The organism is Pirellulales bacterium, assembly GCA_035656635.1.
Classification (GTDB): domain Bacteria; phylum Planctomycetota; class Planctomycetia; order Pirellulales; family JADZDJ01; genus DATJYL01.
The window spans coordinates 1-15,637 of the sequence record DASRSD010000051.1 but is presented as its reverse complement, the minus strand read 5'-3'; the positions used below and the strand labels follow the sequence as shown (position 1 = coordinate 15,637).

Sequence of the window (15,637 nt, the reverse complement as noted above, 5' to 3'; positions counted from 1 at the left end):
AACCGCCGTTTGATTTTGGGGCTAGGCCCATGCCAATTCTCTTGGACAACCAAATCCCAGCGGGCGATGTTGCACCCTCAGTCAGCGCGATGGGAGTCAACCACCGTCTGCTGTTGAGCATGGTCGACGAAGTCTTTTCTAGATCTGATGACCCAGCAAATATGTCCTCCTGGGAGCAGTTCGACAATCTTGGCGATCATCAAACCGATGCGCATTTCTGCGAAATTGAGGCGCTCGTCTCCAGCAATGCCTAATCTTATTAACCCAACTCAGAGTTGTTGTTTAAGCATTATTAACTGCGCCAGATGGAAAATTGATGCAGTTTTCAGTCGCGGGAGGAACTTCGAAAGTGCCCGAATTGGCCGCCAAAATCTGCGACGAAGTTCAGAAGCGGCTGACCACAACAGTGGGCGCTCCATGATTTGACCGCTGGCCGCTCCTTATGATGTGGTCGGATTGAAAAAATTATTTTGTACCTGAACGCCAATAACCGATCTGTTTTGGATTAATTCGCTTCCGGCTTTTTATCCCGTATGTTGCTCGCCAAGGTGTCAATCTGCGAATTAAAACCAGCCGTGGTTCGGCGCATAAAGTCCGGCCAGCTGTAGCGCTCTGACTGTCGCCTATGTGCTGAGTTCTTAATAACGGTTCGCGTGGATATCGTGTCCGGGACACAACGCTTCCAGTTACCAGTAACTGAAATCCACGGGTCGATTCCAACGTGCTAAGGTACCAGCTTGGCAGCGTTTCTCGCGGAAACCGCTGGCCCATTTCATCGGGATGCAAGCGACGATCAAACAGAGCCGCAGGAAAATAGAATCTAATGCCAGTGGGGCAGTTCCGCGTCGTGGGCCAGTAGAAATGCAGTTGCCCCGCCAGGGGAACAATCGCCATCGTAAGTTCCGTTATAGCTTCAGCTAGCTTGGACCAATAAAAGTAATCGGAAGTTAGGCGATCAGCGACTATCCAAATTGTGTCCACAGTCACATTTTGCCCGTCGAGCGTGTACCTGGGCGTCGCATTTGGGACATTTCTTAATCGTCCACGATCCTTGTTTTGGCTTATCCGCTTTGGCTTTCTCGCGTCGCTTGAGTCGCAGGCGTAAGCTCCGCGGTTCGTCAGCCTGCTGAACCGCGCACTGGGGATGAATGCCGTCACGAGAATAGGAAGCCGCACTACAAATCGGACAAAGCTTCTGCGGGGGCTGATGAAAGATGGGGTCGGGCTTCAGGACGTGCATGTTGCTCCGAACGCTAAATGTGTAGTGCCACCGTTCGAATGAACCGTGCACTGTCGTCCCTCATTCTAGCAGATCCACCAGCCAAGATATTGACGCGAATTCAAGATTCGCTTTAGTTCTTCTGCCTGAGCTGCAGAATTTCTTTTAGCTCTGTTGCCAGGCGCATGCGCAGTGGGCTCTCTGGATTCAAACGATCCACGAGTACTTCGGCTTTGGCTAGCGAGGCTCGGGTAATTTTTTGTCCATCGAACAGTTTTTGCCGCAGAGTTGTCACATCACGTTCGTTCAATTTGCACCCGCCCTCTCAATTGATTAGGGATTTGCACTGTTACCGCAGAACCGTAAGCGAATACTCTGTCCTCTCTGGTCCTGATCGGCCACGGGTGCCAAAACCGCGGGCCCATTTCGCCAGGGTGCGGGGCCACGATCAAGCAGGTATCTGGTTGTAATCGACCCACCTTTCAACATTCTAGGTTCGGGTGTTCCCGTCGCTGACAATTGATTCGTCAACTAGTCTTGATATCTTGGAGTATGAATGAGTGAAGCCGCCAATAATTTCCCGCCACAGCGCAGCGTCAAATAATCGGCTGCGGGATAAAAGGCAAATCCTAAGGGGGGACCCTCGTGATAATTCCTCAGTCTACCGTTCAGCGCGGCTACCTCGTGTCTGGCCTATTTATGCTGGCGATGGCCGTGTCTGTGCTGCGCGCCGCCGATGTCGCGCCGGTGGTCGCTAAATCCGAAGTCAACGTCCCCGTGACCGCCATCGACAACGGCAACAACTGGACACTCGACAATGGCATCGTTAAGGCGACGGTTAATAAGCGCAGCGGCAACATGCGATCGCTGATTTATCACGGTATCGAGACCATGAGTGCCGGCGGAATCTGGGAGCAAACTCCTCAGTTGGCGCCACAATTAACCGAAACACTCACGATCGACCCGGCAAATAATGGCGGTGAGCGTGCCGAGGTTGCCGTTAAGGGAGTTACCGGCGGCACCGTCCTGCTCACGCCTAGCGCGCCCGGCGGCGGAACCTATTGCGACATTGAAATCCGCTGCGCCCTGGGCCGCGGCGAGAGCGGCATTTACACCTACGCGATTTTTTCCCATCCGGCCGCCTATGGCGCGATGGGCATCGGCGAAAGCCGCTTCATCACCTTTCTCAGCAAGACGTTCGACTGGCTTTCGGTAGACGCGGATCGCAACCTTCTGGAATGTGCGCCTCGAGACTGGGGCACCGGCGTTGTGGTCCATGCGAAGGAACAGCGGATCTTGAGCCAAGGCGTCTACAAAAACTCCGTCGAGCACAAATACAGCTATAACGCGATCCAATACAAAATTCCTGCGTACGGGTGGTCGAGCACTAAGGACCACATCGGCGTCTGGTTCATTAACCCCACCATCGAATATCTCAGCGGCGGCGCGTCGAAACAGGAATTAGTCTGCCACTACCATGACAACGATAACCCCGACCCGATCATCCTGGACTACTGGCGTGGGACCCATTACGGCGGCGCAAGTTGCACCATGGATGCCGGCGAAGAATGGAGCAAGGTTATCGGCCCGATCTTTGTTTATTGCAACTCTCTGAGCAACCCCCAGGTCCCTACCAAGACCGATCTCGACACATTGGCTGCGACCGCCGGCAATCCCACCGTTCCCGCCGCGTGGAAGGACAACGCGACCATGTTGTGGCAGGACGCGCTGAGCCAGGCCAAAAAGGAGAAAGCCCTTTGGCCCTACGACTGGGTTAACGGTGTGGACTACCCGCATAAGGACGAACGCGGGACGGTAACGGGGCAAATCGTGCTGAACGATCCTCAGGCGACCACGACCAAGCTGCCCAACCTGACAGTGGGACTGGCTCATCCGGATTACACTCGCGGCAACAGGCGGGGCGGTCCGCCCCAAGCTGCCGGCAGTGCCACTGCACCCGTTGGCGCACGGCGGGGTTTTGGGCGCGGCAGCGGAATGGTGGACTGGGCACACGACGCGAAGTTCTACCAGTTCTGGAACGATGGGAGCGAGGACGGCAAATTCACGATTACCAACGTTCGCCCCGGCGCCTACTCGCTGCACGCCTTCGCCGATGGCGTACTGGGCGAATTCGCGCAGACCGACATCACCGTCGAGGCCGGCAAGACGCTAGAGCTGAGCAAGCTCGAATGGCAGCCCGTGCGTTACGGCAAGCAGGTGTGGGACATCGGCTATCCCGACCGCACCGGCGACAAATTCTACAAGGGAGATGGGGATAACTATTGGCTCTGGGGCTGGTGCCTGCGCTACCCCCTGTTGTTCCCCAACGACATCACCTACACCATCGGCAAGAGCGATTACCACAAGGACTGGTTTTTCGAGCAGGTGCCGCACGGGGATTCGCTGGCCTGGCTAAACTCAGAGGCGAAGGATCCCGCCAACCAGCGCTTTGGCTGGGTCAAGGCGGAGTCTCTGGACACCTATCCGCAGAGCGACACCACTGGCCCGTGGCGCACCTATGGCCGCGGCCGCGCGACCACGTGGACCATCAAATTCAACATGGAGACAGCCCCCAAGGGGCAGGCGGCCCTGCGCGTGGCACTAGCCGGAGCCGATGGCTACGGCGGATTGGCCGTGGCGGTCAACGGCCAGAGCGCCGGCACCATCCGGCCGATGGCCACGAATGCGCTGCGCTATAACACCAACAAAAGCGTCTGGCAGGAATTGACGTTGACTTTTGATGCCACACTGATGAAGCAGGGCGAAAATGAAATGCAGCTCACCGTCCCTGCCGGCCAACTCACTTCTGGTGTCGTGTACGACTACCTGCGGCTTGAGCTCAACGAAGATTACAAGCCCGACAACTCATCCGTCCCGCCTGCCAAGTTGTGAGCCGATGCTGGCCGTGCCAGGGGTCCACTTCCAAGTCCGCGCCTAAGTGCTGGCGATGTGAATACTCTCCTGCCGGAGGCACGCGCGGTTCCCTTTATCGACGCCGCCCGGCTGCTGGTATTCCTCAAAGGAAACAATGCCCACGATTACAAGTTCAGCTCCGCCGTGCTGGAGGATTACTATCATGTATCGCCGAGCTGATGGAATCGCTACCTCCCGGCCGGCGTGTTCAATCTGCGGGGTCCACAACAATCCGACAATCAGCTCGTGGAGCGCACTCGGGCAGCGCTGAAAGCCTAGTTTTGACGGTCGATGAAGCAGTGACGGGCCGCAGGTCCCATTGCCAAGAACATCACACGCACTTTCCAATAGCCGGGTATTGAGGATTTGTGCACTTCATTTTTAACCAATCAGCAATGCCAAGCCACAAAGTTAGGCGGCTTTATTCAGCAGGCAATCCGATGCAGCTTGGCGTTCTGGACCGTTCTCACGACGAAACTGCCGAATTAGCGGCCAAAGTTTTTGAACCATCGCAATCGCACCAAGCAGCGGGTTAATGCCGACTACGCAACGAAACGTCGAATCCTGCATATCGTGTTTTTGAATTGCCGCCTTAATGGCGCAACTGTTGTCCCAACAATGAGAAAGCCCTCCGACACAAACGTCGAAGGGCATTCAAACTTATTCAGATCGGGGCAACAGGATTTGCACTCGAATCCGAAAATAGTTCGTTTGATGAGCCGTTTCTTGGGCCCGAACAGCCGCCGAGTGTCAGGCCGAGCATGGAAATGAGTTATCAAGACGCCGGGGATGTGCCAACAATGTGGTGATTTGTTCGCGCCTATCAAGAAACGTGCGACTTTTCTCGCTGGTCCATCGGCGCCATTCGGCTCTCAGATATACGGGCCGATGTGACCGAAATGTGGTACTGTACATGACGCTTACGTGGCGAAAGTTTCAAAAAGGATTGTTCTGCTGACAGCGCTTCCCTGAAGCAAATCCATGTGGCAAGTTTGCTCTCGCGTCCGATTTGGGACGCTTTAGGCGCCCAGAATGCAGCGCATTTGCAGCGCACTAACACGCTGGCGTCATCTCTGGTTTGAAGGTTCCAAGACGTAGAACGGAGCGCCAACTACTTCACATTCGACGAGTTCTTGATACTTTGATTGCTACCATGCGTATACAACCCATCGGCACCTGACCGCCTCAATCGGTTGCAGGCTCAAGCGAAAGGGTTTTTTCGGCTTGCTCGTGAGTTTCGTACTGCCAGTCTTCCATCGGGGAACACGTGCGATGCGCGATCACTGACCATCAATCACATTCGGTAACAGAATCATTAACCAAAAGATGGAGGAGTGATGTCAGACAAGGAAGCGGATAGATTCCGGCGAGAAAAACGCCGTGGGCAACAATCAAGAGAAAAGGATGCGAGGCGCGCAGCACAAGCGCGAACCACAAATCTGGAAGCCAAGGCGAAAAATAAAAAAGAGAATTTAGACCTTAAAATCGTCAAGTTGATCGACAAAGATTATTCCATCGCATCGGTTGCCAAACAATTGGGGCTTACCGTTCGAAGGATCAATATGGCGCTGGACGCGATTCATCGATCATCTATGCTGCCCCCACGTTCGTAAAACTTTGACGAATGATCGACAGAATTTTCTCGTGAGCACCCTGAGCCTTAACGGTGCGGTCCCAGTGCTCATCATTAGGAAACTCTTTGCGTACTATTCGATCCACATTTTCAACGAGGGCTTGGTCTTTTTGGGTATGGCCGAAGTCAAAGTAGGAAATCTGCTGGACCAAGTCACTCCAGCAATGGTACGTCGGCCCCTTCGACTTTTTAGCTCCGTTGTCGGAAAAAGGCTTCTTGCAGAAAAACCGGATTGCGTTCAACTGTTTTTCATCGGCCATGTTGTTTTTTTATTGAGATTAGTGACATGGGGTTTTATATAAATCGTGCGATGATTGCAGCCAAACCGAGAACTTATTTGCAGTATATTGCACCATCTCCCTGCAACGAAATATAAACGTGGTTAGGTTTCTCAGTCTAACAAAGTCATTCCGAGGCGTTTTTTTGCTGAAGGTGCAGGACAATTTCTTAAATAGCTGAGGAGATCGGAAAGTTGCGCAGTAGCGAGCGCAACGCAGGTGTCGGCGCCTCCATAATAAATACGGATTGCGCCGCTGGGCTGGTCTAATATCCAGCCGCATGGAAACACGACTCCACTAACATCTCCTTGGCGCTCGTAGGTCATTTCGGGCGCAAAAATCCATTCGTCACTGCGATGAAGAACGCGACACGGGTCTTCCAAATCCAAGAGAGCCAGCCCCAAGCGGTACAAGCATCCGCCGGCGGTGTTTCGAACGCCATGATACAAAATTAACCAGCCTTCGGGCGTTTCCAGGGGTGGCGGACTCAGGCCTATTTTGTTTGCATCCCACCAGGCGCCACGCCGCGCATGCAAGAGGATATGATGATCGCCCCAATGCGTGAGATCGGGCGAGAACGAAAGCCAAATATGCGCCCCGGAGCTTCCGGTGGAAACCGGCCGATGAATCATCGCATAGCGGCCGCCGAATTTCCTGGGGAAAACAGCGGCATCTTTATCCTCCGGAGGCATGACTGGTCCGAGCCGATTGAACGTGACGAAATCTTTGGTTGCCGCCAACGACACCAGCGGTCCACTGGGGGAGAAGGCGGTATAGGCAATAATCCATTCTTTGCGTTCTTCTACCCATGTCAGTCGCGGATCTTCCACGCCCCAAGCTTCTTCCGAAAAATTTGCCGGATCGGGCGGAAAGCTGGGTTTGGAGTCGATTTGCCAATTCGAGATGCCGTCGTTGCTTCTGGCCACGGTCAGATGCGAATGGCCGCGACGATCTTCGACGCGCACCAATAAAACGGTTTCGTTGCCCACCTGGCATGCGCCGGCATTGAAAGCGGTATGCGCCGGATAGGGCCAATCCTGAGCAGTAAGAATAGGGTTGTCCGGATGCCGATGGAACAGCTCGGTATACAAGCTGGGTATTTTCGATTCTCGAAGCATTAAGATTTCCTTATCTGTTGAGAAACATTTCCTCTGCAAACCACTTGAGATCAGATGCGTGCAACCCCGGCTTCCAGTGAATCGTTCATTGCCAGCTGCATTTCTACGTTATGGACCTCCGTCCACAAATGAGCGAGCGTCGATTCTGCTCCTTGGTTTCGATTTAGTCCTGACGCTTGCAGGCCGTCGAAGCAGCCACCCGACTCAGCATCGATCATTTGCTGCTTGAGGCTGTTTCGGCCATGAAACCAGTCGTGCGCTCGACAAAAGATCGACAAATATTTTTCGTCTCGCAGTAAACAGAATGCGGCCAGCGCGGCATCGGCCATCATTGCCGCTTCCACGGGCTGTTGATCGTACAGCGACTTGCGTTCGCCGTGTGAGTACCAATCGCTGTTGCCGATCGGCCAAAAAACATTTTCCGACGTTGTTGAACGGTCGAGGAAAGCAAACGATTTTTCGGCCACATCGGCAAAGTCCTCAGCGGGCCAGCGCCGGGCGGCAATGAACAACGCGTGTGGCAATACCGCATTAGCATAGGTCAGGCGGGATTCATACCATTGCCAATCGGGCCGCTCGGAGCGGCGATAGCATTCCACCAGCCGCTGGGCTGCAGACCGGGCTACCGTTTCCAGAAATTCGATGTTCTTCACTCCGGCAGTCCACAAGTGCCCCCAGGCTAAAATCACATATGCCTGGGCGCGCAGACTGCGCAAGTCGGCCAGCACAGGCAGAACGCTATCGATCAATTCACGAGCCAACGCACGATGGCCGTCGGCCAAATCGCTGCCAAGCACCTCCGCCAATGCGCGGATGGCTTGGCCCTGGCAATCGCCGGTGCCGCCGGCATCCAACCAATCGCGCTGGTAGCTCAGGAAGTTATGAAAACCGCGCACCGGGTGACGGGCATGTTCCAAAAAACTCAAATAATTTGTGATCCGGTCCAACATGCGATTGTCTGGGCCGTGGCTCCTCAAGCGAACACACAGCCGTAAAGCCCGCGCGTTATCGTCGGTGGTGTACCCGCTTTCTCGCCGCGGAACGCTGTAAATAGCGTGTTGGATCAGACCCGTTGAGTCAGTCATGCGATCCAGATGATCTAAAATAATCCAATCGTGAACAGGCATTATTTGCCTCCTTGCATGACTTTGGAACGTCGATGTGCATTGCTCGGTACAAGAGCAATTCTGGATACCTGTATTACTCGACCTGAATTATTTTGCGTTACATGATTGAATAATTCCAAATATCGCCGACCCACGTTGGGCCATGCCATAGACTTGGAATAATTGTAAGCCCTGCGACGCGTTTCGATTTGGAAGGGGGTATCGTTTAGAAATCGGATCGTTGCATCGGCAAAGCCAGCACTGTGACCAAATGGCACCAGCAATCCTCGCCCGTCAGACAGCACTTCTTGAGCGTACAAATAGGGCGTGCTTACCACGGCCAGTCCAGCGGCCAATGCATACGCCAAAGTGCCGCTGGCAATCTGGTCTTTTCCAGGATACGGAGTAACAAACACGTCACAGGCTTGCAGATGTGCGAGTAATTCAGGCAAACTGAGAAACTGATTGATAAATTGCACGTGCTTTCCAATGCCTAATTTTTCCGCCATAGCGATTAAGCTTTCACGATACACCTCGCCTTCCTGGCGCTTTACTTGAGGGTGAGTGGCTCCCACGATCAGGTACATCGCCTGCGGACATGCCGCGACAATCTGCGGCATGGCCTGAATCATGTATTCCAGTCCTTTACCACGATTGATTAGCCCAAACGTACAGATGACTTGTCGCCCTGTGAAGCCCAATCGCGCTTTTTGCCGTTCGTCACGTTCAAATGGTACTACTGGCACACCGTGCGGGATAACTCGCACTGTACTTGCCGGCACGCTGTACACATCTGAGAGAAGCTGGCGTGCAACCTTCGTCATCACGATAATGCCGTGACTGTGGAACGCAAGGTTTTGAATCAAATGCCTGGGCAACGGATCGGGCTGGGTCAGCAGCGTATGGAAAGTCGTGACAATTGGTTTGCGACAAGCATGCACAAATTTCAAGATGCGTTCACCCCACTCGCCTGGATAGAGACCGAACTCGTGCTGTAAATTTACGACATCGCACGGGCCATCATTGGCAATTTCGGCCGCCATGTTGTACGCATCATCGCAGTTGTTATCGATCACGTGCACCACGCGCGGATCGTCGTAGCTCAACGACTGCGTTTTCTGAATCGCCGCCACCGATGAAATTGGCTCCGCAGTCGCCAAGTCCACGGCGTCGGCGGAATCGCGCGTAAAAGTTGCCAATCCGCATTCTTCGGGCGGGTAAGTCGATATAAATAACGGTCGCACGGCATTCACTCATCACCTCCTGCGTTGTTTCCGCTCGAAGTCGGCAACTTAGCCGATCAGCGAAAGCTTTTGTTCCTTTTAAAAACACGTAAACTATTAACTAACGATCAAAAACTGCGTGTTACTCCTCAAGGATGCGCCGACGGCGGATTTTCGCCAGTCGGTTTGACATCTTTCTTGGCGGTAATCGTCGTCTTGCCGCCGGGTGTGGTGATTTCTATTTCAGTCTTCGTCGACGACTTATCGCCGCATCGCTTCATGGGTATGCCTCCAATTTCAAAAAACTCGTTGTATTGCGCCAGTTTCGATGAGAAATAGGCGTCGGACCGCTCAAACACCTTTTCCTCTTAACAAACGCTTTTCAGTGCGCTGCGGATGACTCGCGGCGCTTTTGCAGCCGCACCCATGGAGCCAATCAATGGTGCGCGAGTCACACCGCAGCGCATATCTTTCGAAGGTCGCAATCTCTGTCTTTGCGACCAACTCGTTTTCGAGTGCTTGGCCGCCCTACATGCGGCGACAAGCAGACTCCAGATGAATCTATGTTCCGTCTGGGAAGACGGCACTAATCTGGTTAAGTTACCGTTTTGACGATTTGTTCGCCGCCTGCTTTTAGTGAAATGCTAAAGCGGCTTTGCCGATCTGGCACGCTACATTCGAGTTGACGAGATTGGGTTGTTGCATTGAAGACCCCTTGCCGTCTACCAGAGTTGCAAACGCTGGAGGCTCACAAAAAAACCGACATGAGCCGCACCCTGAGGCGATCAACCATGTCGGTTTACTTTTTAATTAGCCGCCCGGCACCGACGGATTGCTTTTTATCTAGTCATCCGAAACAGCACGCGATCAATTCAGCAGAGCAGTGTCTGCTGTTCATTTGGACACTTCTCACCAATAGAGCATACGCTGATGCTCGACGAATACAAGGCGGAATCCTTGATTGCCAGCGATATATCTACTTTATTTCGGCGGAAGAAGTAATTAACCCTGCTTCCGTTGGCAAAGCGAGGTTTTCGTGTGTTAATTTGACGATCTGCTCACACAGCGCCATGCATTCCCATCCTGCGCAACCAGCGAAAATGAAAGTCGATGGCGGATCGAATTAAGTCGTTTGCCTGGTAGCTGACTCCGAACGTCTGGAATGTTTGTTCCACAAGCAATTCTATGCCGGAACAAAGAGTTCAATAGCCGTGCGATCGTTCCTATGGTCATTGACACTTAATCCTGCGACAAGGCTAATGCCACGATCGCGCTACAAATGGGTTTAGGCAACATTGCCCACGTTGCAACTCCGAGGAAGGCCGACCTGTGTCCCACGGAAGTTGTCCCGGTAGCGATCATTCCATTCGTCATGGCCTTTGCTCAGGAATCTACACGACTCCATCAATTGCGAAAGACACAGTTTGCAGACGCTACACATAGTATGGGCCTTGCGAGCCCATTGCAAACCACTCGCTCGCCGCCCACTCCGTTCTTACAATTCAAATTGCCGACAAGACGTCGGCCGGAAACTGCGTTCGCTTCAAATGAATCCGTTCCCGTCGATCCTGATTTGACACTCCGCCTGACAGGGATGCGATGTACAGCGAAGCAGCCGGAACGGCACAAGAAATGCGAACTTTATGGGGAGGACGCGGCGCAGTTTTATGCCAAGACTTTTCCCGATTCATCTGTTGGCGCGGTGAACCTCGCTCCGGGAGACTTTCCGTCCGGGAAGCAAGGGGATGTGTTGACCGTCGAATTCACTGTGATGGGCATTCCCTGCGTCGGCCTCAATGGTGGCCCCACGTTCAAGCACAACGAAGCATTCTCGTTTCAGGTCGCATCCGATGACCAGGCCGAAACGGATTGCTACTGGAACGTCGGCAACGGCGGCCAGGAGAGCGCGTTCGGCTGGTGCAAGGACAAATGGGGATTGTCCTGGCAGATTACGCCGATCGCCCTGACGTAAGCGGGCACCGATCCCGATCGCGCCGCCGCCAAACGCGCATTCCATGCGATGATGACGATGAAAAAGATCGACATCGCTGTAATCGAGGCGGCACGCCGCGGTTGACGTTCCTAAGCTTGTGTGTGACGAGTAATTCTCGGGGCAGCCCATTTCCACGCTCAGATGCCACGTTACCGCGCTTTGGTCAAATCAACCGGCGGATCGGAACGGCACCCTACGGCCAAGCCAAAAAACGTTGGTTTACCGGCACGAATTGTCGCAAGTCCGATGGGCCGCCAATCTTCGGGTGATGGGATATCTAAACTCATGTCAGAATTCAAAGTGCCACATTGCCATCAAATCAGGGCTTCTCGGCGCTGCAGCGCCTGGTAATCCGGATCGCTCGGCCGACTGTGGTGATGCTCAGTGTGTACCGCCGGCTAACTACATCGTTAATTAAATCGATCAAACCACACCGGTTCATGCCGCTGGTGATCTGGCCGGGGAGTTTCCTTTCCGGGTGCATATCTGAACCGCGCGGGTATCTGACTTTCTAAGTTGACGCTCGGCGCGGTGCTGGGCGGTCTTGTTTTCCCAACAGGGCCGCCCAGCTAGGGCGGTCCTCCTTCACGAGGAGCCGTCCCATGATTGCGCCGTTAGGAACGATTTCCGCTGATCATCGAGCCGAGTTTGTTCACGACCAGTTTCTGAAAATGTTGCCTTTGATTCGCCGGCAGGCGTGGATTGCTTTCCGTGGCCAACGGGCCGAAGCCCGGCAAGAATTGACGCAGGAAGTGATAGTAAATGCTTATTGCGCGTGCATCAGACTGGCACGTCGAAACAAATTGGCCGTGGCTTATCCCACTCCACTGGCCCAGTTTGCCATTCGCCATGTCCGTGCCGGGCGGCTAGTCGGCAGCCAGCTAAACCAACATGACCTGCTGTTTCCCTACGCCTGCCGGATTCATGGTTTCACGGTCGAACGAATCGATCGACGCAGCGAGCAGTCCGGTGAATTGAAGCAGCTATTGGTCGAAGACCGGCATGTGGGTCCGGCCGAGACTGCAGCTGCCCGGATCGACGTGGCCGCGTGGCTGGAGACGCTGTCCCGACGCCAACGCGCCCTGGCGAAGGGCGGCTCAACGCGGGAGGTGGTGGCCAGGCAATTCGGGCTCTGCCCAGCGCGGATCAGCCAGCTCCGCAGTTGGTTCCGGCAGCACTGGGGACAGTTTCAAAGTGGGTTGCAGCCTGGCGTCAGTGCAGCCTGAGAGAGTGATGGTGATTTCCTGTTCTGGCTGGTTACGTCATTTTACATTTTTGGAGCACCTCATGAATTCTTTCGGGTGTTTGGTCTGCCTGGCAGTCATTGTGTGGTTGTTTAACAGGAAGTGGCGGCCACCGCGACGTCACGGTCGACCGAGCTGCCGCTGCCGCCGCTAAGGAGGTGGATCATGGATCCATTGTTGGTTTTGGTGTTCGTTGCCGTGATTGGTTATTGGTCTTTCCGCCATGGCAAACGACTTGGCAGCCGATTGGGGTTTCGGGCCGGGCGACGCAAGCGGCGAAGGCGCCATCGCTAGGTGCTGCCTAGAGTATCCGTCGGACTCCTTTGGCAGTCCGAGAGATTGAGTCGTAACACTAGGACACCATTTCGCAGAGTGCTTGACGTGGAGCGGACTCACTTGCAATGTCGACCGCGCGCTCCTGGGCCGGCCCACCCGGGCGGCCTGGGAGCCGCTTTTCTTTAGCCGTTGGCCACTGAGCCAAATTCGCAGATGGTTCAGGTACTACTGGGCAACAGTTTCAGGACGGGAAGACAAGAGGAGGTGCGGCGTGAAGAAAAATGTCGTGAGAAAGTCATTTCGGACAACAGCCAAGCTTGCGCCGGTCAGGCCGTCAATCTAGGGCATTCACCCAACAGAAATCGTACGAAAACCGATACCGGAATGGTGGTCATTTTGGATCCTCGCGCCCTACGGTCGATTTTTTTGGCGTCGCTGACGGAATGCGCGGTGAAGATCGAGGGAAGGAGCTGAGGAAGCCACTGCCGCGAATTTTGGCGGATCATCCCCAAACTTTTTCGACTTGCGGAACAATGAGATAAGTAGCCACGGCAACAATCGCAGGCGCAATCATGCACTTAGTGATCAGCTGAAATCTAGACACTGTGTTTGACTTTTTCTCCAACTCGATGCCGGATATATTGCGGATCGCGTGCATTTGAAAGTGCGACATCATAGGTAATGTCACCTTTTTGATAAAGCTCGAGCAGAACTTGATCCATCGTCTGCATTTGATACTTTCGACCGGTTTGCATCTCACTATAAAGCTGATGAACCTGACGTTCGCGAATGTGATTTCGCACGGCGTGCGTAGCAATGCATACTTCGCAGGCCAGAACTCGTCCGGAACCCCCGGCTCGCGGCAACAGTTTCTGTGCAAGTAGCGCCTGCAAGCTATTTGCCAGCTGCACGGTAATGGCATTCTGCTCCTGCGCAGGAAAGACACTATAAATTCGTTGCACTGTCTGGGCGGCGTCAGGCGTGTGCAGAGTGGCAATCACTAAATGGCCCGTTTCGGCAGCGATCAAGGCAGTTTCAATCGTTTCAAGATCGCGCATCTCGCCAATGACAATGACGTCGGGATCCTGACGTAAAATGTGTCTTAAAGCCAGTTGGTACGACTTGACGTCGCTAAGTAATTCCTGCTGAATGACGATGCTGCGATTGTTTTGGTGCGCGAATTCAACCGGATCTTCTACTGTGATTATTTTGGCACGCCTTGTGCTATTAATCGCGTTGATCATGAAGTTCAACGTCGTAGTCTTTCCCCATTCCAATAGGCCCGGTTACGAGCACCAAACCATTTGGCAAACGCGTTAATTCAGTGAGTACTTGTGGCAGACCCAGTTCGTCCGCCGTACGAATCGTCGTTTCGCATAACCGAATCGCGAATTCATGACATCCTGCGTGCATGTATACACTAATCCGGAATCGCCCAATATCCTCCAATTGCCGGGAAAAACAGAGTTGAAGATCCTTTTCGAATTGCCGCTGCTGTTCCTCGTTTAATAAATTATTATAGAGCGATAGAAGCTCTGATTTGCTCAATGGGGAACCCGCAATGGGCCGAATTTCGCCATTGATGCGAATGGCAGGAGCAACGCCTTTCACCAGGTGTACATCACTAGCGCCAAGTTGCCGGGCACCTTTCAGAATCTTATCGAAAGTCCAAGACATAGTGATCGCGGGTGGAATTATCAATGAACGTGTTTCAACTCAGCCGAAACCAACGCCGGGCGGTAGCGGTCCAAGACCCACGTCCTAATTCTGAGATGCGCACGCCTGCTTCGTAATGGCGAGGCGAAAGTTCCAGGCAACGGCTATAGCTAGTACGAGCTGGCTCGATAAATCCCAATTCTTGCTGGCATTGCCCCAGGATGAACCATGCGTAAAAAGACGCGGCTGCCTGCTGAACGGCGATTTGAGCGCGTTGGAGGGCTTTACTGGGAATTCTGTAGTGTAGATAAATCAAGGCAATTTCTAACGGCACCAGCCAATCGCTACTGACCAATTGTGCGTGATCGAAGCAACTTCGATCCGTTTTTTGTTTGCCGGCGACCATTATTTCACCTCTGACCGACCAGCAATACGATGAATCGCCGCGCTGCTGCATAGCTCCATCGCTAAGAGCGTGAGCTTGCTTGAGATCGCCCAAACGACAAACCGCCTGCGCGCGTCCGGCGAGTAATTCTGGCTGATTCGGAAAAAACTCAAGGGCCTTGCGACTCCAGAGCTCGGCCTGGGGATATTCACCTAACTGAACTAACATTTGCACTTGTCCGACCCACGCAACAACCAAGCTTTTTTCAACTTCGAGTGCCCGGGAGTAAAAACGCAAAGCATCTTCATAACCTCCCGCGCGACGGTGATCATCAGCCTGATTGAGCCAGTAATGTTCGTCTTGATCGGCTGGCCGAACAGTTGGCTTTCGAGGCGGTTCGGGCTGTTCTTCTGGGAGTTCGAGCTTATCGAATCGCATACATAAAGATCATTTCTTAAGACGCTATTTCAAAACCTAGAACGGATGGTTAGTATTCCGCCTTCTTGATTAGCAAGGAGGCAAATCAATGACAGCATTAGTACCGGATAAGTTGTGGACCCAAGTAGAACCACTTTTGCCCAAGCGCGCGGTTT

At 53.6% G+C, this 15,637-nt stretch carries 15 protein-coding genes; 7 read left to right on the top strand and 8 right to left on the bottom strand.

Annotation, left to right across the window (positions count from 1 at the left end):
• The 4 genes from VFE46_04480 to VFE46_04465 form a co-directional block, all read left to right on the top strand.
• Nucleotides 1-254 (top strand): hypothetical protein (locus VFE46_04480; GenBank protein HZZ27243.1); only part of this gene is annotated, 254 nt, incomplete at its 5' end.
• Between the two features lie 1,664 nt (nucleotides 255-1,918).
• Nucleotides 1,919-4,111 carry a polysaccharide lyase family protein gene (locus VFE46_04475; GenBank protein HZZ27242.1) on the top strand — a complete coding sequence of 731 codons (2,193 nt, stop codon included), beginning with the start codon at nucleotides 1,919-1,921 and terminating at the stop codon, nucleotides 4,109-4,111.
• Nucleotides 4,112-4,168: 57 nt separating this feature from the next.
• Nucleotides 4,169-4,312, top strand: coding sequence for a hypothetical protein (locus VFE46_04470; protein ID HZZ27241.1), 144 nt, complete (start codon nucleotides 4,169-4,171; stop codon nucleotides 4,310-4,312).
• Nucleotides 4,313-5,469: 1,157 nt separating this feature from the next.
• A complete protein-coding gene (locus VFE46_04465) occupies nucleotides 5,470-5,745 on the top strand; it encodes a hypothetical protein (protein ID HZZ27240.1) in 276 nt (91 codons plus the stop codon).
• Here the strand turns inward: VFE46_04465 and VFE46_04460 are convergent.
• The 5 genes from VFE46_04460 to VFE46_04440 all read right to left on the bottom strand — a co-directional run bounded on the left by VFE46_04460 (nucleotide 5,723) and on the right by VFE46_04440 (nucleotide 9,849).
• Complete coding sequence (locus tag VFE46_04460; protein ID HZZ27239.1) at nucleotides 5,723-6,025, bottom strand: hypothetical protein; 303 nt, start codon at nucleotides 6,023-6,025, stop codon at nucleotides 5,723-5,725. The genes VFE46_04465 and VFE46_04460 overlap by 23 nt on opposite strands.
• 131 nt (nucleotides 6,026-6,156) lie before the next feature.
• Entirely contained in the window at nucleotides 6,157-7,161 is a 1,005-nt protein-coding gene (locus VFE46_04455) for a glycosidase (protein ID HZZ27238.1), read from the bottom strand.
• A 50-nt stretch (nucleotides 7,162-7,211) separates the two neighbouring features.
• Entirely contained in the window at nucleotides 7,212-8,288 is a 1,077-nt protein-coding gene (locus VFE46_04450) for a hypothetical protein (protein HZZ27237.1), read from the bottom strand.
• Nucleotides 8,288-9,520 carry a glycosyltransferase family 4 protein gene (locus VFE46_04445; protein HZZ27236.1) on the bottom strand — a complete coding sequence of 411 codons (1,233 nt, stop codon included), beginning with the start codon at nucleotides 9,518-9,520 and terminating at the stop codon, nucleotides 8,288-8,290. The genes VFE46_04450 and VFE46_04445 overlap by 1 nt, the downstream gene beginning before the upstream one ends.
• Nucleotides 9,521-9,639: 119 nt before the next feature.
• Nucleotides 9,640-9,849: a hypothetical protein gene (locus VFE46_04440; GenBank protein HZZ27235.1), complete on the bottom strand. Its 210-nt coding sequence runs from the start codon at nucleotides 9,847-9,849 to the stop codon at nucleotides 9,640-9,642.
• A gap of 432 nt (nucleotides 9,850-10,281) precedes the next feature.
• On the opposite strand from VFE46_04440, the gene VFE46_04435 reads away from it, so the two are divergent.
• From VFE46_04435 to VFE46_04425, 3 genes are all read left to right on the top strand, one after another.
• Nucleotides 10,282-10,617, top strand: a complete 336-nt coding sequence (locus VFE46_04435) for a hypothetical protein (protein HZZ27234.1) — start codon at nucleotides 10,282-10,284, stop codon at nucleotides 10,615-10,617.
• A gap of 245 nt (nucleotides 10,618-10,862) precedes the next feature.
• Nucleotides 10,863-11,462, top strand: coding sequence for a VOC family protein (locus VFE46_04430; GenBank protein HZZ27233.1), 600 nt, complete (start codon nucleotides 10,863-10,865; stop codon nucleotides 11,460-11,462).
• A 623-nt stretch (nucleotides 11,463-12,085) separates the two neighbouring features.
• Entirely contained in the window at nucleotides 12,086-12,709 is a 624-nt protein-coding gene (locus VFE46_04425; protein HZZ27232.1) for a hypothetical protein, read from the top strand.
• Between the two features lie 890 nt (nucleotides 12,710-13,599).
• Here the strand turns inward: VFE46_04425 and VFE46_04420 are convergent.
• The 3 genes from VFE46_04420 to VFE46_04410 are packed head-to-tail and all read right to left on the bottom strand — an operon-like array spanning nucleotide 13,600 to nucleotide 15,482.
• Nucleotides 13,600-14,247 carry an ATPase, T2SS/T4P/T4SS family gene (locus tag VFE46_04420; GenBank protein HZZ27231.1) on the bottom strand — a complete coding sequence of 216 codons (648 nt, stop codon included), beginning with the start codon at nucleotides 14,245-14,247 and terminating at the stop codon, nucleotides 13,600-13,602.
• The gene (locus VFE46_04415; protein HZZ27230.1) at nucleotides 14,231-14,680 is read right to left on the bottom strand and encodes a hypothetical protein; all 450 of its coding nucleotides are present in this window, start codon (nucleotides 14,678-14,680) and stop codon (nucleotides 14,231-14,233) included. Before VFE46_04415 ends, VFE46_04420 begins: the two co-directional genes overlap by 17 nt.
• Before the next feature lie 34 nt (nucleotides 14,681-14,714).
• A complete protein-coding gene (locus VFE46_04410; GenBank protein HZZ27229.1) occupies nucleotides 14,715-15,482 on the bottom strand; it encodes a tetratricopeptide repeat protein in 768 nt (255 codons plus the stop codon).
• Nucleotides 15,483-15,637 lie beyond the last annotated feature (155 nt).